The 20595-nt window shown below is 49.2% G+C and carries 14 protein-coding genes and 1 tRNA gene; 7 read left to right on the top strand and 8 right to left on the bottom strand.

Annotated features, from left to right (window positions below; translation table 11 throughout):
* Positions 1 to 25: 25 nt before the first annotated feature.
* The 3 genes from FC34_RS06455 to FC34_RS06465 all read right to left on the bottom strand — a co-directional run bounded on the left by FC34_RS06455 (position 26) and on the right by FC34_RS06465 (position 4187).
* Positions 26 to 1483: an NCS2 family permease gene (locus tag FC34_RS06455; protein WP_057894600.1), complete on the bottom strand. Its 1458-nt coding sequence runs from the start codon at positions 1481 to 1483 to the stop codon at positions 26 to 28.
* A 106-nt stretch (positions 1484 to 1589) separates the two neighbouring features.
* The gene (locus FC34_RS06460; RefSeq protein WP_057894601.1) at positions 1590 to 3053 is read right to left on the bottom strand and encodes a hypothetical protein; all 1464 of its coding nucleotides are present in this window, start codon (positions 3051 to 3053) and stop codon (positions 1590 to 1592) included.
* A 144-nt stretch (positions 3054 to 3197) separates the two neighbouring features.
* On the bottom strand, positions 3198 to 4187 hold the full coding sequence (locus FC34_RS06465) for a D-2-hydroxyacid dehydrogenase (RefSeq protein WP_057894602.1): 990 nt from the start codon (positions 4185 to 4187) through the stop codon (positions 3198 to 3200).
* A gap of 153 nt (positions 4188 to 4340) precedes the next feature.
* Between FC34_RS06465 and FC34_RS06470 the strand changes: the two genes are divergently transcribed.
* Both FC34_RS06470 and FC34_RS06475 read left to right on the top strand, forming a co-directional pair.
* Entirely contained in the window at positions 4341 to 5399 is a 1059-nt protein-coding gene (locus FC34_RS06470; RefSeq protein ID WP_057894603.1) for a D-alanine--D-alanine ligase family protein, read from the top strand.
* An 85-nt stretch (positions 5400 to 5484) separates the two neighbouring features.
* Complete coding sequence (locus FC34_RS06475; protein ID WP_057894604.1) at positions 5485 to 5682, top strand: hypothetical protein; 198 nt, start codon at positions 5485 to 5487, stop codon at positions 5680 to 5682.
* 34 nt (positions 5683 to 5716) lie between these two features.
* Here FC34_RS06475 and FC34_RS06480 read toward each other — a convergent pair whose 3' ends face one another.
* On the bottom strand, positions 5717 to 7855 hold the full coding sequence (locus tag FC34_RS06480) for a glycoside hydrolase family 65 protein (protein ID WP_057894605.1): 2139 nt from the start codon (positions 7853 to 7855) through the stop codon (positions 5717 to 5719).
* Between the two features lie 22 nt (positions 7856 to 7877).
* On the bottom strand, positions 7878 to 10079 hold the full coding sequence (locus FC34_RS06485) for an alpha-galactosidase (RefSeq protein ID WP_057894606.1): 2202 nt from the start codon (positions 10077 to 10079) through the stop codon (positions 7878 to 7880).
* A gap of 261 nt (positions 10080 to 10340) precedes the next feature.
* Here FC34_RS06485 and FC34_RS06490 point away from each other — a divergent pair, with 261 nt between their 5' ends.
* Entirely contained in the window at positions 10341 to 11357 is a 1017-nt protein-coding gene (locus tag FC34_RS06490) for a LacI family DNA-binding transcriptional regulator (protein ID WP_057894607.1), read from the top strand.
* Positions 11358 to 11540: 183 nt separating this feature from the next.
* Here the strand turns inward: FC34_RS06490 and FC34_RS06495 are convergent, their stop codons facing one another.
* A complete protein-coding gene (locus FC34_RS06495) occupies positions 11541 to 12050 on the bottom strand; it encodes an HdeD family acid-resistance protein (RefSeq protein ID WP_057894608.1) in 510 nt (169 codons plus the stop codon).
* Positions 12051 to 12313: 263 nt separating this feature from the next.
* Between FC34_RS06495 and FC34_RS09900 the strand changes: the two genes are divergently transcribed.
* Positions 12314 to 14053, top strand: a complete 1740-nt coding sequence (locus FC34_RS09900; protein WP_057894609.1) for a Cna B-type domain-containing protein — start codon at positions 12314 to 12316, stop codon at positions 14051 to 14053.
* 69 nt (positions 14054 to 14122) lie between these two features.
* Here the strand turns inward: FC34_RS09900 and pepT are convergent, their stop codons facing one another.
* Positions 14123 to 15349, bottom strand: a complete 1227-nt coding sequence (pepT, locus tag FC34_RS06505) for a peptidase T (protein ID WP_057894610.1) — start codon at positions 15347 to 15349, stop codon at positions 14123 to 14125.
* Positions 15350 to 15466: 117 nt separating this feature from the next.
* Between pepT and FC34_RS06510 the strand changes: the two genes are divergently transcribed.
* Positions 15467 to 16354, top strand: a complete 888-nt coding sequence (locus FC34_RS06510) for a DegV family protein (protein ID WP_057894611.1) — start codon at positions 15467 to 15469, stop codon at positions 16352 to 16354.
* 113 nt (positions 16355 to 16467) lie between these two features.
* On the opposite strand, the gene FC34_RS06515 is transcribed toward FC34_RS06510, so the two are convergent.
* Positions 16468 to 16540, bottom strand: a tRNA-Lys gene (locus tag FC34_RS06515).
* A 147-nt stretch (positions 16541 to 16687) separates the two neighbouring features.
* Here FC34_RS06515 and FC34_RS06520 point away from each other — a divergent pair.
* Both FC34_RS06520 and FC34_RS06525 read left to right on the top strand, forming a co-directional pair.
* Positions 16688 to 17455: an epoxyqueuosine reductase QueH gene (locus FC34_RS06520; RefSeq protein ID WP_057894612.1), complete on the top strand. Its 768-nt coding sequence runs from the start codon at positions 16688 to 16690 to the stop codon at positions 17453 to 17455.
* Positions 17456 to 17614: 159 nt separating this feature from the next.
* A complete protein-coding gene (locus FC34_RS06525) occupies positions 17615 to 20455 on the top strand; it encodes a Cna B-type domain-containing protein (protein ID WP_057894613.1) in 2841 nt (946 codons plus the stop codon).
* Positions 20456 to 20595: the final 140 nt, after the last annotated feature.

Consider the following 20595-nt stretch of genomic DNA (forward strand, 5'->3'; position numbering starts at 1 on the left):
TTCGCCGCCGCTGGGTCAACCCTGGCTAAATGATGGCCAGGAAGACAAAGTTCAAGATGAAGCCAATAGTGACAATCGCTAAGACGGGATGAATTTCCTTGGCTTTACCGGTAATGAGCTTGATTAACGTGTAGAAAATGAAACCCGCCGCAATCCCGTATGAGATGTTATAAACAAATCCCATGACAATTGAAGCCATGAAAGCTGGAATGGCTTCGGACAAGTCGTCCCAGTCCACCTGCTTGAAACTACTCATCATCATTACCCCAACCATGATGAGCGCGGGTGCGACAGCTTGCGTTGGCACAACCGCAATCAATGGCGCAAACAGACTACTTAAGAGGAAGGCCACGGCGACGACAACAGCAGTTAAGCCGGTGCGGCCACCAGCCGCAATCCCAGCTGCACTTTCCACATAAGTCGTGACGTTACTACTCCCAAAAATCGAGCCGACACCAGTCGCAATTGAGTCAGCAAACAGTGCCCGGTCCATTTTGGATGAGAAACCTGAGCCATGGGCCAACGCATCTTGATCAGCTTCAGAGAAAATCCCAGTCCGCCGGCCGGTCCCAATAAAGGTCCCTAACGTATCAAAGATGTCTGAGAAACTGAACGCAAAAATCGTCATAATTGACAGTAGAATTTTGTTCGTGGTGCTAAAGAGACTACCCATTCCTTCTGGACCAAAAGCAGCTCCGAAGGTCACGTGTAATTGTCCTAAGGCATGGCCAATGGAATCAGCACTCGACACGTGCAAACTGGTCACGCCAAATGGAATCCCGACTAAGGTAGTGACCACAATCCCAATGAGCACTGCTCCGGGAACCCGTTTAACCACAAGCACAGCCATCAATAACAAGCCAATCAACGCCACGATGGCACCAGGCTGGGTGAAGTTCACCAGTGCTGGTACAATGCCACCGTTGGAGACAACGCTGGTGAGTCCACCCTTAAAGGTCTCAGCACCGGCTTTTAAAGCCTGACCGTTCACGGACACGATTGAGCTTGCTTCTGAGGTAAATTGAAGGAAACCAGCATTCTTTAAACCGACATAAGCGACAAAGACCCCAATCCCGCCACCAATTGCGTGTTGTAGCACATCAGGAATTGCTAAGATGATGAGCTTCCGAATCTTCGTCACGGTAATCAGAATATTGATGACCCCACAGATGAAGACCAGGGCTAAGGCTTGTTGCCAAGAGAACCCGAGTGCAAATACCACCGTATATGTAAAGAAGGCATTTAAGCCCATCCCTGGGGCGAGGGCATACGGGACATTGGCAAACAACCCCATGATTAACGTCCCGACAGCACTAGAGATGATTGTCGCCAAAAAGACGGCCTGACTCGGCATCCCAGTGAGTGACAAGATCTGCGGATTCACAAACAGAATGTAGGACATCGCGAAGAATGTGGTTAACCCAGCCACAATTTCCGTCGTTACCGTCGTATTGTTCGCCTTTAGCTTGAAAAACTTTTCCATAATTGACTCCTTTGTCATTTCGATAAGGTAATCGTACTCGATAAGGCGCAATCTTTCAAGCAAAATAACGTCCAATTGTAAATTTTCATCAATTAATGTTCGTGTTTTATCGAACGAGCGTCAAATATTGGCTTGACACCCATTGCTGACCGCCGAGATTGTACCAGCGCTGACCATCAGCGCGGACGGTCGTGCCGAACACGCGCCATTGTGAGTTCGCGACCAATTTCTTGTGGTCAACCAATGTCGCACCAAGAGGCGATTGCCAGACTGCGATTCCAAATCCCGGTTGATACTGCACCCGGCCAACAGCAATCAGTGGTGTAACTTCTAGGCCAAAGCGGGCTGGAATCCATTGTTTAGCACCAACTTGATACCACGGATGCCCATCGGCGCCAGTCGCCGTCGCACTAAAGTGCTGGACTGAACCGGCGGCTAATTTTTGGTGCCCAGCCAAGGAAGCGGTGCTAGGCTCGGGCCAAGTCGCAATCCCATAACCTGGGACATAATCGATAATGAGCGACCCACTCCGCGCTGGTTGCGGCTGTGCTGCTGCGGTAGTCGATAAACGCGTCGGGGTTCTGACGGGTGGCACAAGTGTCGGCATCGTTGGAAGGCTGCCCACTGTGCCGGTGTAGTACGTGCCACTGGTAGCATCCACAATGGCAAACTGATCGCCTTGACGGAATGAAATCGTCTCATCATCATCTTGCGTATTCATATCCAACAGCCAATGACCATTTGCGTCAGCCGTAACGTCATACACGAGGTTCTTGCCACTTAACTGGCGGTAATAAATGGTCACCTCGGCGTTTGGTGTGGCGGTACCACTGAGGTCGGAGTGTGCAGGATAAGGCAGCACCTGTTCAACAGAAAGTTTGGGCTGAATGGCCTTCAGGCTGCGCCCAACTTGGGTGACACTCGCTTCACGTTCGCTAAAAACGACGATCGTGCCGCCTTTTTCGAGACCAGGGAAGTCTGACCACGCTGTAATAGGAAATACCCATTCGCCATCATCTGGCGTTTGCGTTGTGTTTGACACTTTATAGTGAACGCTGCTCTCCTTACCAGGGCCTTCATAAACCACGGTGAGTTTTTGGCCTGGTGTCGCGCGACCCAAAATATAGTTGTCATCGTCAGTCACGGACTTGATTGACAGCTGCTGTGCTGGTGCTGCCACATCAGGGGTGGCTGGTGTTTGAACCGGTGGCGTCGCAGGCGTGGTGCCAACAGCTGAGCCGACCTCGGTAGACACACCATCCACTGTCACCTGATCGCCTGCTTTGAACGGATGCTCAAAAATATTAGGTTCATCGGCGATATTGAGTGACCAATGGCCAGTGGCATCCGTTTTAACTGTCAGGTGTGACTTGAGGCCATCTGTCGATTGATAGGTCAGTATGTAGCCCGTGTTTGGCGCCCCCAGACCTGATAACACGGTCGCCCCATCTTGTATCGGGGCCACTTGGACAACGTCTGCCGCGAACAACCGCGGCGCTTGCGCGACAACCGTCGCACCCAACAAAACTGTGCTGGCCAGCAAAGCCAATTTCAAATGTGTTGCTTTCACATGAACTCCTCCTTAATAGTAACCATTACGATTAGCAAGAAGGAGTATACCATTGGTTTTTTTGAGGTGTCTACCCCTTTAAATTAAGAACGTCTGTTATTTAACCGCTAAAAAAGTCGTGACCACTTAGGCCACGACTCAGATTTAAAATTTCACTTCAGTATCAGCTGATCCCTTTTGGATGAAATCAACCAGGTTCTGTAAGGAGAAATAGACCATATTGTGCACGGCGGTCGTCGTGTAGTAGGCAATATGTGGCGCTAAAACCACGTTTGGCATCGCCAGCAATTCATCCCAAATTTCATCATTAAAGTTGCCACTGTCAGCCAGTGACAGGAGGTCTTCTGTCTCATATTCATACGTATCAATCCCAGCAGCTGAGACTTTGCCAGAACGCAAATTCGTCATCAGGGCTTGGGTATCAATTAAGTTGCCACGGGCGGTGTTGAGAATCACGACATCCTGCTTCATCCGGTCAAATGCGCCGGCATCAATCAGATGATCATTTTCTGGAATCCCAGGCACGTGCAAATCAATCACGTCTGCTTGTGCCAACAAGTCATTCAGCGGCACAAAGGTAATTCCAACATCCTCTTTTGGCGGGAATGGATCATAGGCAATGACTTTAGCCCCGAAACCTTGGAACATTTGAATCGCAGCGCGGCCAATCCGACCAGCACCAATCACGCCAACTGTTTGTTTACCAAGTTCGCGGCCAATATGGGTACCAGCGCCAACGTAATCGTTCGCGTGCAAGTTCTCTTGGACTTGGCCCATGTTCCGCAGCAAGTACAAGGCCATGGTTAATGAGAATTCGGCGATTGCGGTTGGGGAGTAGGCCGGCACATTGCTGATGCGGACGCCGTATTGCTTGGCGGCAGCAAGGTCAATATTATCCGTTCCCACATTGCGAATAGCCAAATACTGAATCCCAAAGTCGTGCATTCGTTCAAAGACCTTGGCTGAATAAGGTGTGGTTTGTAGACAATTGATGCCGTCAAAACCTTTGGCCCATTCAACCGTCTCATCGGTCAGATAATCAGTATGTTGCTCGACTTCATTGCCCGTTTCCTGCGCCCACTCGGTTAAGTACTGCGCTTCATCGACCCGAACGCCATATGCAATAATCTTCATGTTAGTTCCCCTTTGTGATTGAAAATTTGATCGGTCCCGGCAAATGTCGAGGCGGTTACATTAATTTTACCTGAAAACGATTTGATTTTTAACCTCCAAGTGCCCCGATTATGGTAAACTTTAGGTTCAAACTACATCGGAGGTTTTACACCCATGAAAATTGTCGTTTTAGCAGGCGGTCGGAGTACTGAACGGAATGTCTCAATTTCTTCAGGCTATCGCCTCACCAACGCATTGCGCGAAAAGGGCCACCAGGCCACTTTCGTTGATTTATTTCTTGGTTACGACTTAAGCGGCTTAGGTTCAGTTGAGGAAGTTTTCAACGACCCCAACACCTCAGCTGACTTAAAGATTAGCGATGCCGTGCTCACTGACGACGACATCAACCAAATGCGGACCGATGGCAGCACCCAACTGTTCGGTCCCAACGTTCTGGCGATTGCCCAAGCGGCTGATATCGTCTTCCTCGCCTTACATGGTGGTGACGGTGAAAATGGTAAGGTCCAAGCTGTACTCGACTTGAACAACATTCGCTATACCGGCAGCGGTACTTTAGCCTCCGGGTTAACGATGAACAAAGTGTACAGCAAGGAAATCATGCTGTATCACAACATCAAGAGTGCTAAGTTCATTGAATTCACCCGTGACCAAGGACCTAAGCAAACTGTACCGTTCGACTTCCCCGTTGTGGTGAAGCCAACAAGCGGTGGGAGTTCCGTTGGGACCGTGATTGCGCATGATCAAGCTGAACTCGAAGCCGGTTTAGCTGACGCGTTCCGGTTTGACCAAAGTGCTATGGTGGAAGAATTCATCAGTGGTCGCGAGTTCTCCCTTGGCGTCGTCAATGGGATGGCTCTGCCTGCCATTGAAATCAAGGTGCGTGACGGCTGGTATGACTTTACCCATAAATTCCAAGAAGGTTATACCGACTTCATCACCCCACCAGAAGATTTAAGCGACGAAATTCATGATCAAATGAAGGCCATCGCTGTGCAAACCATGAATGTTTTGGGCCTGCAAAACTATGGCCGAATTGACTTCCTGGTCAATGATGATGGCATCTGGGTCATCGAAGCCAATAACTTACCTGGCATGACGCCACTGTCATTGATGCCCCAAGAAGCTGAGGCTGCAGGGATTAGCTACCCTGACCTGGTTGAAAGCATCATTGAAGGCAAAATGAAGTTATATGACGATGGCATGGCCAACTAAATGGACATTTGCGACCCAAACGCCAGCACCCAGTGCGACTTTGGGTCGTTTTTAGTTGGTAAGTGGCTTATAAAGGAGAATGGTAATGAAATTTTGGGGTGGTATTTTATTTCTCATCTTGGCTGTCTGGCAAGGCTACGCCACGTTTAACGCTTGGCGAGCGCCACAGCAATCAGACAAACAGCAGTCGACAACAACATCCCCACTCAATCTGGCCTCTGGGGCCCTCATGAGCCTAGTTTTCTTGGTATTGGGAATATTGATTGTGACTCACCGCATCTAAAAAAATGGCACGCTGCCTAGCAGCGTGCCATTTTTTAGGCTGGCTTAATCGTATCCGGTTGACCATCAATGACCACATCCAAGGCTTCACCCTCTAGTAAAACCACGGCGAGTTCATCATGATCCAAGTGAATTTGCAGCCGCCGACCTTGGAACAAGATTCGGAAGGTCAGACCTTGCCATTGCTTTGGCAGATGATTGTGCAAATTCAGCGTCCCATCAATCACACTCAAGCCGGCAAATCCGGTGGTAATCGCCAACCAAGAGCCGCCAAGATTAGCCATATGCAGGCCATCTTCTGCGTTACCTTGTAAGTCAACGAGGTCCATTTTGGCTGTATCCATAAAGTAACTGAATGCCTTGTCATCACGGCCCAATCGTGCGGCCACCATACTGAAAATGGACCGAGATAAGGACGAATCATGAGTGGTGACTGTTTCATAGTAATCAAATTCCCGCTGTAATTGGTCTGGCTCAGTATCGCTTGGGAACAAGTACTCGGCCAATAAGGTATCCGCCTGCTTAGCCACTTGATAGCGATAAATTGTTAGTGGATGGTAATGCAACAGGAGTGGATAGTTGGCTTTGGGGGTGTCTGCAAATGGCCAGACTGGTTTATCAAAGAAACTGTCGTCTTGCGCATTAATTTGATGTTCAGCATTGTAGGGTAAATAAATCGCTGCGGCAATGGTCGCAAAGGCTTCTAGTTCTTCAGGCGTGACCTGCAATTGTGCCAACACTTCTGGTGTGACGTGCTGGCTGAGAGTGACTGCCAGTTCGAGGTTATTCTGGGCCAAACGATTCGTGTAGTAATTGTTGTTCACAATCGCCGTATATTCATCAGGTCCAGTGACATCGAAGAACTCAAACCGCTTGCCATCAGCTGTTGTTCGCCAAGCACCAAAATGCGCCCAGAAACGGGCCGTCTCCAAAACAAGTTCAAATCCCGCTTGATTTAAGAAATCTTGATCTTGAGTCACCTCGTAGTAACGTCCTACCCCAAAAGCAATATCCCCATCAATATGGTATTGCGCCGTCCCAGCAGGATAGTAAGCAGAGGCTTCTTCACCATTAATTGTCCGCCAGGCGAAGAGCGCCCCTGAATTGACACCTAACGTCTTAGCCCGAGCTTGGGCCTGTGGCAGGATATGATGCCGATACATCAGCAATGCTTTGGCTTGGTCAGGTTGGGTATAAATGAAGTATGGCAACATGTACATTTCTGTATCCCAGAAATAATGGCCCTCATAGCCAGTCCCACTCAAGCCTTTAGCAGCGATATTAGTGAGACCATCCCGACCAGCACCTTGGTTGAGTTGGAAGACATTGTAGCGCAGGGCTTGCGTCAGTGATTCATCCCCATCAATTTCAAGAGCGCCCTGTTCCCACACTTTGGCCCAATACTGTTGACTGTCTTTGGCAATGGCGTCAAACGTAGTGGGTTCAACATTCTTCAAGGCTTGGCCAACACCACCAACGCGCACGACATAGGTCTGTGTTTTGGGTGAAGCAATATCAATTTCAGTCTGCAAATCGCCATCGAGTGCCAACAATTGCATCATGACGTGTAGGCGACTTTGGCGAGTGACTACTTCCATGCGTTGATCAGCCGGTGTGACTAAATCGGTGCTATAACTCAAGGTCGTTACCTGTTGTGTCTTGCGAGGATCATCGCTGTCAATTGTGGCGCTGCCTTCCAATAACTGTTTAGACAAGCGAAGTTTGCCGGTATAGGTTTGGCCAGTGAAAGTGTAACGGAGTCCCAATTCAGAAGTGGATTGTCCCATCACTGACTCCAAGTCGAGATGCACCGTTTCACCCGCCTCCGTTGCTAAGACGAATTGTTCATGCAGCACCCCAGAATCCAGGTTCAGTCGCGTACTTTGCCGTTCACTTTGCGTGAAAACCGCACCAGTATCCGTGGTGACCGTCAAAAACCGGCTGTCCGGGAGATTAACGATTGTTTGGTGATTCTTTGCGTACCCGAAGGCTGATTCGCCATAAGTAATCGGACTCGATTCAAAGAAACCATTCACTAAGGTGCCTGCCGTAGCACTGCGCACAATGGGGTCGCTGGCGCGCACGCCCATTTGGCCGTTCCCTAAGGCAAAAATTGTTTCAACGTACGCTGGATCTTGATTAGCAATATCGTGCAAGTCGATTGAGTAGGCCATGTTCTTCCTCCATTATTAACCGTCATTCATTCACCGCGGTCACACGGTAGATACGACTATTATAGTCACCACGGTAAGCATTGACATCTAAATAGAACCCGACAGACATTAATTCTGAGCCCGTAAAGGCACCTTTGAAACCAGAAACCTGATAATGCTGAGTTGGAATCAGACCGGCAAATTTGATGACTTTGAGACTGGGATTAGGCGCAGCCCCCAGCGTATAAACAAAGAAAATCGCATCTTGTTGGTCTTTTGAAACCATGCCCCAACTTGCGCCATTGCTGTGCGCATCAAATGGACTCGTCAGTCGGTAGAAAGTCCCGAACTGCAGCAATTCGCGGTTTTGCTTATAAAAAGCAACTTGCTTAGTGACTGCCGCTTGGGCCTCTGTCGTCAAGGCATTGAGGTCCAATTCATAGCCGAAATTCCCGGCCATCGCAACCGCTGCTCGGGTGTCCAGGCTGGTCGTGCGACCGGTCTGCGAATTTGGAACTGCTGAGACGTGGTTACCCATCGCGACCGGCGGATAAACCAGTGAAGTCCCATATTGAATGTTCAAGCGCGACACAGCGTCGGTATTATCACTCGTCCAGGTTTGGGGCATATAGTACAGCATCCCCGGGTCAAAACGCCCGCCACCTCCAGAACAACTCTCAAATAGAATGTCGGGATACCGAGTTGTCAGCCGGTCTAATAGCTCATACAGCCCGAGAATGTAGCGATGATACACTTCACCCTGGCGATCTTTTGGCAGCGCTAGCGAGAAAACATCAGTTAAACTACGGTTCATATCCCATTTAATGTAGTTAATGTCGACACTATCCAAAACGCCAGTGATCTCTTGATAGATGTAATCCCGGACCTCTGAGCGAGAGAAATCCAGGACATATTGATCACGACCGAGAAGCGGCGTCGTGTTGGGTACGGCAAAGGCCCAATCTGGATGGCGCCGGTACAACTCAGAATCCGCTGATACCATCTCCGGTTCAAACCACAAACCGAATTTCAGCCCCTTTTGATGGACGTATTGGGCAAATTCGCCTAAACCACCGGCAATTTTGCCTTTAAATTCGAACCAATCGCCCAACGAACTTTTATCATTGTCGCGGTGCCCAAACCAACCATCATCTAGAACAAACATTTCAATCCCGAGTTTCGCCGCCTGATTAATAATGGGCTTAAGGCTCTCAGTCGTGAAGTCAAAGAAGGTTGCTTCCCAGTTATTCACCAGAATCGGCCGGACTTCGCGCTTAAACCGACTGGTCATCAAATTATCAATATACAGCTGGTGATAGGCCTGACTCATGGCATTCAAGCCGTGATCGGAGTAGGCCATAACGACTTCCGGCGTCTGAAAGTGAGCTTTGGGACTCAGTTCCCAATCAAACCGATAGTCATTAATCCCCGCTTGCACGCGAATACACCCGTACTGGTCGACCTCTGCTTGAAGGCGATGATTGCCACTATAGACCAAGCTAAAACCATACACCTCGCCCTGATCTTCAGTCGTTGTGGGATGCAGCAATGCTAGGAAGGGATTCTCTTGATGTGAGCTAGTCCCTCGCTTGGTGCTCACTTCATAATTGCCATGTGTGAGCGGCTGGCGCACAATTTGGCGCTCATTACTCCAGGATCCAGCCAGCGACAACGCTTCCCAGTCCCCCAAGGGGAAATCAAGACTGGCGCTGAAAGCCCGATCCAAATGAATCGGTTCATCGCCGTTATTCACGATTTCTGCTGAGCGGGCCACCACGGGCAGGCCAGCGAAAATGGCATAATTTAAATAAACATCCACGTTAAAATTGGCGTCGCGTAAATGAACTCGCAACGTCTCAGCTGAATGTTGATCTGTACTGAAGGTGGCAGGCAGTCCCACGAGTTCCGGTTTGCCGGCAAGGATTGCATAGTCAACGTAGCGCAAATCCAGATAGTGCGCGCCATTGGCTTGGACCACGTCAATCGCTGGCTCCCGAAAATCGCCTAACCCACTGGGATATTCCAGTGGCTGGGTATCCAGGGAATAATCGCGGCTGTGAGTCTCCGGAAAGTTCGGGGAAAAACTGCGGTCAATCAAAGGGTACCGCCGCAGACCCTGCGGATCAGTAATGGCCTTGCCGAAATACACCTGACCTAAGATTGATAAAGCCTCAATTCGCATCACGTAACTGATTAGGCCGTTGCTGAGGTGGAACTGCTGCTTGGTCTTATCAAACGTAATCATTTGATTAGCTCCTCCTTCTTGAGTAAATGATTTTTTAATATCGTTTACTGCAAACGCATCACAAACCGCACCAGTAAGCGGTTTAATTACTATTACAGTATATGAATCGACTTGCGAAAAAGTCAATCGATTTACTTGAATAGCATTGAACTTGTTTACCTCAATAGGCCCGGTTGGTCGACACTTCAAGGGTTATCTTTACTAATCTTATTACTAAACATGCTATAATATTGCCAATCATACAATAGAGGAGTAACCGCCATGGTAAGTATTCGTCAAATTGCGACTGAAGCGGGCGTCTCACCAGCCACCGTTTCCCGCGTGCTTAATGATGACCCCACCTTTTCAGTCAGTGACCAAACCCGCCAACTCGTGCAGAACACCGCCGAACGCTTGGCCTACATTAAACCAGAACGTTTCACCAAAACTGTTCAAGTCGTTTCATCACAATCTCGAGCCATGGAAGTCATTGATCCATACTTTCGGACCATGCGGTTGGCCATTGAAGAAGAGGCCAAAAAACGCGCAATCCACCTCACGCCAACCATCCGCATCTTTAATCAGCGGACCAAACCCGACTTGGGATCGTTGTCCGACGTCGGTGGATTATTAGTCATTGGTGGATTTACACCCGAAGCCCTGGCTGAACTGCAAGCAGCGAATCAAAATATTGTGGCCGTCGATGATGCCACCATCCCCGCCTCGATGGATGGCGTGTATATCGATTTGTTTGCTTATACTAAGAAACTGGTTGATCAGGTTTATGCCCACACAGAAGGCAGTGTCGCCTACATTGGTGGTAAACGGGCCATGCGCAATCTTGATGGCACTGAAGTCATCGACGATAGCGAAAGCCGCTATCAAGCCTATAAGACCTCGACCAAGGAACATCACCGCCTACTTCAGGCAAAGCTTGGTCCCTGGACGTCTGAATTTGGCGAATCACAGGCTGATTGGTATCTGAAACTCCGCAATCAACCAGACGCCATTCTGTTTGCCAATGATCCCTTGGCCATTGGGTTCATTCGCGGATTGATGCAAGCCAATATCAGTCCCCGAGACTTCCCACATATGTTGAGTTTTGACGATACGGACATGACGCGTTACACCACGCCAACCCTCTCCTCAATCGAAATCCCCTTACAACTTTTCGGGGAAAATGCAATTCGCCTGCTCTCGGAACGCATCTCTGGCAAACGGACTCACGCCAGCCGGGTGATCCTTGAACCAAGCATCACCTTCCGTGAAAGTTTCCCCGAAAGTTTGATTAAAGACTAAACTAGACTTCGCGCGGCCCGCATGCTACACTAATTGCGGTGCCAAACCACGGTAAGTTTGCGATGACCGGCGCGAAAGCGTTCAGAAGGTCGAAGCGGCTTACCATTTTTTTGTGCAAAAAATGTAAACAAAAACGACTGGGTCACCCCTATTGGGTGACCCAGTCGTTTTTAGTTGGGCAGGTTAGAAAGCCCGCACCAAGAGCAAAATACCAAATAAAAACAGATAGAAAGCTAAAAGATAGACCACGGTGATTGCACCCAGAATCGGATTGAACAGCATGGCAATCCCCGCTAAAATCCCGAGAATGGCCAAGAACATATTCAGCCCTGAGCGTGGGAAGAAGCTCCCAAATTCAATCGCGGTAATGGAATCAAACAAGAACCAAAAGGCGAAAATGTACCCCAGGAATAAGAAACTCCCATTGAGATTCATAAAGACCAAGATGGCCAAGACGATGTCTAAAACCCCTGACAACAGTGAAGCCCAATGGTTTTGGCCAATCACGCTGCGAACGTCAAAGTACGCAATCAGACTGAAAATCCCACTGAGTAACATGGCTAGGGCAATGATCCAGACAATACCTTTAATGGCAGCACCTGGCCGCATTAAACTCCAAATCCCTAAGCCGATAAAGATAATGCCCAGAATGAGTGAGGGCCAACGAAAATGTGAACGAATGCGTTCTTCCATAAAGAAATACCTCCTGCTAAATAAGTACATCAATAAGCCTAGCACTGTCCGCATAAAAAGGTGACCAAAAAGCCTCCTGAACTGCGCCCTATGTCAGCAAATGTTCATGGAGAATAAAAACTATCATACGATTTTAGAAATTAAGCCCATTTCCAGTTACATCATCGGGACTGCTGATAGACTACAGCAATAAGTGAAGGTTCTTGCCTGGCCACAAAGCGGGCAGTCAGTGAGAACCCAATTTTAGTCTTGGAGGCGTGCTTATGTTTAAAAAGTTAATCAGCAGTATCGCCGCGCTCAGTATCTTGATGGGTGCGGTTGGTGGTCTGCCCAATGTGGTATTCGCCAGTGGCACAGAGACGCCTGCTGCCACAACTGAAATTCAATCGTCAACTGCGTCAAAACCAGTCACCCCAGCAGAATCAAGTGTTGATGCGTCAACCGTAAAATCTCAAGCACCAGCCAGCGAAGCGACTACCACGCAAAGCGCAACTAGCGATACCTCAAGTGGCACTACTAAGGCAGCACAAACTTCACCCAGTGCCGGCCTGCCAACCACACCACCTGAGGGTGACGGTAATTCCTATCTCACTTCCAACGCGCCTAACGTGATTATCGGCTATGCGGCAGTGGCCAAAGCCGATGCCGATGATCCAACGCAACTGATCGATGGGGCTAGTTTCGGGCTGTTTAGCTTGCCAACCTGGGGATTTCAGATTGTCGGTACCGCCAGTGATCCTGATGCGACGGGCGTTACGCCCCAAGTCCGAGACGCTGTGGCCGCCGTCAATGCCGCCCTTTATCAGTATCGCGAAGAGCGCTGGTACAATCTGTATGCTAAGACTCATCCTGGCCAAGGCTACGATGATAAAGCCAAGGAAATGGCAGCGACTTTACAAGTTATCCAGACTCAAGCGCAAATTCTCTATGATAATTTCGCCGTCAGCAAACAGTACGTTCAAGAACTGACGCTCGAAAACGGGTACTGGGGGCCAGGAACCAGCGGCCCGCAAAACCCTAATACTAATTTTGAAGATGCCTACGCCAATCACCGTGTTCTGCGTTTCCGGTCAAATGGCAAACCTGTGCTCTTCGGTGACCTCCTTGATTACCCAGAAACGACAGGCGCGAAACGAAATCCAGCTACCGGGGCCGAAAGCCACGGTGTGGCCTGGTTCGGGTCTCTACCAGTTGATCTGACGTCGCCGTACGTCGAGCTCATGTATCGAATTAACGGTATTGCTGAGCTTGGCGCGCCGACCGGCTTCTATAAGAATAGTGAAATCAGTTTAACCGTAGCTGAAGTACCAACTCATAACGCTTTTTACGCTGATGCCAATAAAGCCCTGGAAGCGATGGGCATTCAAGCCTTGGCCAATCCTGTGCTCGATCACAGAATAGATCAACTTACCATCAAAAAAACCTGGTCTGCGGAAGCTAACGCAATCCCCGATAGTATTGTGGTCGATGTCAAGAAAGGGAACACTATTATTGATAAGATTACCCTGACGAAAGCCAACAATTGGCAGGCAACTTACCAATTACCAGCCGACTATCGCACTGCGACTGATTATGCTTTCGTGGAAGAACCCGTTCCTGGATTCACTAGTAGCGCGACACCAATCACTAATGATGGCCACAATTATAGTTTGACCATCACAAACAGTATTACGCCAACGACTCCTGAAACGCCGACAACGCCAGAGACACCGACCGTTCCTGACAAGCCGGTAGTGCCGGACAAGCCGACGACTCCTGAAACACCAGTCGGACCCGACAAACCAACTTTGCCAAATACTCCTGGTACACCAATCACCCCAACGACACCAACCAAACCGAAACAACCTGTTAAGCCCAACACTCCAAAAACGCCAAGCAAACCTGCCTTGCCGCAAACGGGTGAACAACAGGGCCAAACAGGCATGTTAATTTTGGTGGGTGCAGTGATTATCTTAGCCATCGGTGCTGGCCTTTACTTTAATCGGCGCAAGCTGCGTCACTAATCCATTTAAAAAACCGACCGTCAGTTTTCGGTCGGTTTTTGTGTGGAATTGTTTCACGTGGAACAGCGACTAGGACAAATTCATGGTCGCAATGGCCACCAGTGTTTCGGCTAACTTGCCAATAGCCTCCGTTGACACCACTTCAAATGGGCCGTGAAAGTTCATGCCCCCATTGAATAGATTAGGCGTTGGAATCCCTTGAAAGCTGATTTTTGAGCCATCGGTCCCGCCACGAAAAGGCACAATTTTAGGTGTCAGCCCGACCGCACGAATTGCCCGTTCGGCTAGCGTTACGGGATAGCGATTCTGGTTAATAATCGTCGCCATATTCGCATATTGCGATTTAATCACCATCTTGATTCGCTCGGCGCCAAACTGGGCGTTGATTGCTGTAACGATCTTGACCAGTGTGGCCTGGCGGGCTGCAAATTGGGTCGCATCAAAGTCGCGAATAATGTAGGTCATCGTCGCCCTGTCCACCGTCCCCTGCAGTTCATCCAATAGATAAAAGCCTTCGTAGTCGCTGGTGAATTCTGGCCGCTCAAACTGAGGTAACGCACGGTCAATGGCTTGGGCGATGGTCAGCGCATTGACCATCAGCCCCTTCGCTTCTCCCGGATGCACGGCTGTGCCTTGAATCGTAATGGTCGCCTGAGCTGCATTAAAGGTTTCATATTCAATTTGGCCTAGCGCACCATTATCCAAGGTATAGGCAAAATCAGTCGCAAAATCGGCAGCGTCAAAGTGATCGGCCCCTTGGCCAATCTCTTCGTCCGGGCCAAAAGCTAGCTTGATCATCCCATGCGATAATTCAGGATGCGCCAACAAGGTGCGCACCGCCCCGATTGCCCCTGCAATCCCGGCCTTATCGTCAGCACCCAGCAACGTCTGGCCATCGGTCGTAATCAGTGTTTCCCCCAGATACCTTTTCAAGTCGGGAAAACGCTCGGTAGATAAAACTAAGCCGTTGGCAAAGACAATTGGGCGCCCATCATAATGCGGGTGCACTTGTGGATGCGCGGGGCTGGCAGCAAAATCTGCTGTATCAAGATGAGCAATCCAACCGATGCTGGGTACTGTCTGAGTCGTATTGCTAGGTAAAGTGGCAGTCACAAAACCATTAGTCGGGTTCAATTGGACATCAGACATCCCTAGCACTTGCAGTTGTTGGACGAGTAACTGGGCCAATTCGGTTTGACCAGGCGTCGTCGGAATCTGAGTGGACTGAACATCAGAGCGCGTATCGATCTGAACATAGTTAAGGAAATCTGTTTGAATCGCCGATAAATCAATCATGGCGCCACCTCCGATTTTTGGCTTTATTATAAACCTGCGGCAATCAGTCCGCACTTTGAATTGGTCTTTCACGTCATCTCATGGTATTCTCAAGTAAACTTAAAAGCTGGTGAAAGTATGGGTAAAGTCGCAATTGTCACGGATAGTACGTCTGGGCTCACGCAAGCTGATATGCAGGCCTATCCGAATTTGGTTGTTGTTCCGGAAACAGTAACCTTTGGTGGCAAAACGTATCGCGAAGGCTTGGATATTGATAATCACACCTTCTACACGCAATTAGCGCAAATGAAACAACTGCCAACCACTGCACCACCGACCACTGAATACATGAAAGAACGCTATGATGAATTGGCTGAACAAGGTTATACGGCTGTCATTAGTATTCATCTAACCGTTGGTATCACAGGCTTCTTGCCAAATCTAGCCATGGCCTTGAAGGACTATGATCGCATTCCGGTGACCTTGGTTGATTCTTATATTACCGCGATGCCAATGGGCTACATGGCCCGAGTAGCGGCGACAATGGCTGCTGCTGGTGCGGAAGTGACAGACATCATGACTGAATTGGATTATCTCCGCACTGACGTCGGTAGCTATTTCATGGTGGCTGATTTGAAGAACTTGGTCAAAGGTGGCCGGCTGAAAAACTCGGCTGCCGTCGTCGGAACCATGCTTCAAGTGCGCCCTATCCTCTCCATGATTAATGATAAGCACGAAATCCGTGCGGTCGACAAAGTGCGGACCCAAAAGCGGGCCGTGGCCTACCTCGAAGAGAAGTTGGCCGAAGAAATCCAACACCATCATCCCCGCGTTTTCCTCATGGGAACCAACAATCAGACTGAAGTGGCTAATTGGTACAATGAACTGGCACCGCAGTATCCTGATATTATTTTCGAAACATTTGATATCACGCCGGTCGTCGGCACGCATATTGGCAGCAATACCTTGGCCGTCACTTGGACACCTGAAAGCCATATTGCCGTACCTGTTTTGAACCGACTCTAATATTGCTATCATTCAACTCTTGAAGCCGTTGCTTGTCAGCGGCTTTTTTGGTGCTGAGACCACAAAAAAACCTCAGGCAATCTGCCTGAGGTTTTCACTTGAAATGCTGCTTCTGGGTGGTCAGGGGATCGAACCCTGGACCCACGGATTAAGAGTCCGTTGCTCTGCCAGCTGAGCTAACCACCCATATGTATCATCGCTTTACGACTTAAATATCTTATCATGGACCGCAAAGCGACGCAAGCCCGAAATTGAAATTCGCCGACTTTTCCTATAGGCGCCAATCTCGGCCTATGATAAACTAGCCTTATCAACTTTGTGAGGAGGTGCGCAATGCTTAGCTATGACGAAATCCGCGCCATGTTCGACAAGAATCAGAAAATTAATTACGACTTGGTCCTACAAAAACTTGTCGCGCAATGGCAAGCGGCCCAGACGAAGCCCAGAATCTTATTACATAGTTGTTGCGCGCCTTGTAGTACCTATACCCTGGAGTACCTTACCCAGTTTGCTGAGGTGACTGTTTATTTCGACAATCCCAATATTCATCCCCGGATGGAGTACGAGCGGCGCAAACATGTCCAGCAACAATTCGTTCAAGACTTCAATGAAAAGACTGGCAACCAGGTGACCTTTATTAGCGCTGAATACCAACCAAGCGCCTGGATTAAAGCTGTCGCTGGGCTTCAACGCGAACCAGAGGGTGGCGCACGCTGTAAGGTCTGTTATAGCTATCGGCTCGATCGCGTCGCCGAGAAGGCCCAAGAGTGGCATTTTGATTACTTTGGTAGTGCCCTAACCATCAGTCCCCACAAAAACGCCCAACTCATCAATGAGTTAGGACTTGAAATTCAATATTTGTATGATGTCAGCTACCTACCCAGCGATTTCAAGAAACGTTCCGGTTACAAACGATCGGTTGAAATGTGCGAAGAATATGATATTTACCGTCAGTGTTACTGTGGTTGTTTGTTTGCGGCGAAGCTCCAAGGCATCGACGTCGCCAAAGTTAATCGTGAAGCCACTGCGTATTACAATGCTCACAAGCACGAGACCTTTGAGAATATTGCATTCACCTTCCACTCCCCCAACAAGGCCTAACCGGGCCTTTTTTTTGTGGTCTAAACTCACGGCATTATGGGCCATTTCACGCTACAATAATGATTTTTACAAAAATTGACGACCAAATAGTCTCTATTTAGGATAAAATACCCAAGATAATATATAGCGTTGGACGGGGTTTATCTTTGGAGGGATTATATGAAGCAAGTATCGACTCTTTTTTTGCATATAAAGAAAGTTTTCTTATTCTTTTTTGTTCTTTTTTCTGTGATGGTTGCTAGTGCTTCCAATATTTCACAAGCAGCGGGAGAGACAACACCCGCAGCCACGCCAATTACCACGGCGGCAGAACTGCAATCAGCTGTAAGCAAAGCACCGACTGACAATACGCCACAAACGCTTGCGTTAACCGCGGACATCACCCTCACGCAGAATCTTTATATTGCAGCAGGGCAAAACATCACCATCGTGAACCAAGATGCAAGCCGCCACACGATTTCACTCCCAAGTGCTAATCGCGTGACTGTGGCCGCCGGTGGGACCTTTAATCTGGAGGGCCAGACACAACCGCTAGCCCTCCAACCGGTCTCAACTGAGACCACGCCACGGACCAGTGCGGCGCTCGAAGTTCAGGGGCAAAGTCAGATGACTAACACGGCGATTTGGGGCTTCACCATCACAGCCCCTAGCGGTCGAACCCAATTGGGTACTGTTGTTGTTAACAAGGGCACACTAACCCTCAATGACAAGGCAACCGTGCAAAACAACACCTTACAAGGTGATGTGAATTACAGTGCCGCCGGGGTCATGGTGCGGTCTGCCGGGACTTTGAATCTCAATGCCGGCAGTGTAATTTATGCTAATCAGTTGGGCTTCGAACAATTAGTGGCCACGCAATCTGCTGGCGGGATTAACGTTGAAGACGGGAGTCATCTCGTCATGAACGCCGGCAGCAGCGTGCAAGATAATATGGGCTCTTCAGCCGGTGGGATCTTGATTGGTGACAAGAACAACCCTAATCAAGGTGTCTCACCTCTTTCAACCTTTATCATGAATGGCGGCTATATTCATGGCAACACTGGCTGGGTTTCAGCCGGTGGGGTATTCGTCAATGGGAATGGTGCCATGACAATGAACGCCGGGGAAATCAGCGCTAACGCTGCCGGAATCTATTCAACCGCAACTAACAACAGCGCGGCTGGCGGCGGTATTGCCGTCAGCACTGGCGCCTCAAAGGACGATTCCGCCGCCAACACGGCCTATTACGACACGAATAACCAAGCGGAACTCACCATCAACGGCGGGACCATTAGTGATAATCGTTCAGCCGGGACCGGTGGAGGTATCTATGTCAATTCAAACCACGTCCAACTTAACGCTGTCCAAATCACTAATAATCAAGCCATCACCTACTTTGGCGGTGGGATCTATGTCAGCTACTCACACTACAAACTCGACCTTAAGAACACCATCATCACCCAGAACACCGCTGTTGATGGGCAGGTTATTCCAGACGGCCAGAACCAACTGGCTGCCGGAACCGGTGGTGGCGTTTGGATTTGTCCAACCGGTTCTGGGGACGCCAACATTACAGATGGCGTCGCAATTTTTGCCAACACAGCGGTCAAACAAGGCAATGATTTCGCCAGCATTAACAAAACTTCCACCGATTACAGCGTGACCCTTGCTAATCGGCAACTCGGCGGCGGCACTGTGGCTTGGTATCACGATCGTGATGGCCAACAAGAAACCAATCCTGTCACAATTGACCAAAACGCTGACACGATCGCCCTAAAAGCCAAAACCTCAGACGCTGCCAATACCTTGGCCACATCGATGGCGACGGTCGTCATCTCAGGCAATTCAGCGCCTCGCGGTGGTGGCGTGGGATCCAATGGCTCCTTGGAATTCGGCCAACCGGGGACCAAGCAAATCCAGGTTAATAAGGTTTGGCACCTCACCAGTGGCAAAGCCCCTGAGTCAGTCACCATTAATCTGTTGCACGATGGCGCCATTTTGCAATCATTGACCCTGAATGCGCAAAATCACTGGCAAGGTAGTTTCACCGACCTGCCAACAGATATCGACTACACCGTCAGTGAAGCGGCCGTGCCCGGCTACACCAGCACACAGACACCACTGACACCGGATCCAGATAATCCCAGCCTGTTCCACGTGACATTCACCAACACCCAGGACACACCAAACACACCGACGAAACAAATTGACGTCAACAAAGTTTGGCAGATTAATGATGGCTCCCAAACGCCTGACGCTGTCAAAATTAACCTTATCAACGACGACAGCACTGCTGCCAACTATGGTCAGGTTATTGATTCACTAACCTTAAACAGTGCCAACCATTGGCAAGGCAGTTTTACCAACTTGCCGGTTGATGGTCACTATCGGTTGGAAGAAGATAAAGTCGCCGGATTCACTTCCAGTCAAACCCCGCTGACGCAAGATCCAAATAATGTCAATCTTTATCACGTGACATTCACCAATACCAAGCCTGGTCTACCATCAACGAACCCAACCACTAAGCAAATCGTGGTCAACAAGGTTTGGAACATTACCGATGGTTCGGCCACACCAACCAACGTCACCATTCACTTGATTGATGACGATCCAACGAGTGCTAAGTTTGGTCAAGTCGTTGATACCCTTGTCCTATCTGCAGCCAACAACTGGCAAGGCAGCTTTACCAATCTCCCAAGTACCGGCAAATATCGAATCGAAGAAGTACCAGTACCCGGATTCACCTCGAGTCAGACAATGCTTACACCTGACCCTAATGATTCAAACCGGTTCTCAGTCACAATTACGAATAGCAAACCCAATCAACCAACAATTCCGACTCAACCAAATATTCCGGGTTTACCCAACACCAATAAGCCCAAAACACCAGTCAAACCTAAGACCCCGACCCAGCCATTACCTAAAACTGGTGAGGCCAATAGTCTTCTAGTATCATTGACTGGTTTACTGATATTGTTGGCAAGCGCTGGCAGTTGGTTAACCTATAAGCGCCGTTCATAAGTCTAAAATGACGCTGTGACAAAAGACACTTTGAGAATGAGGATTAATCCCATAACGTGTTCAAACTCGTAACAACCTGTGCCTAACTTACTTTGCCCTTGGCGAGGACGCCAAGTCAGTAAAGCAAGTTGGGGCTCGGT

This window comes from Lacticaseibacillus brantae DSM 23927, assembly GCF_001436115.1.
In the GTDB taxonomy this organism is placed as follows: domain Bacteria; phylum Bacillota; class Bacilli; order Lactobacillales; family Lactobacillaceae; genus Lacticaseibacillus; species Lacticaseibacillus brantae.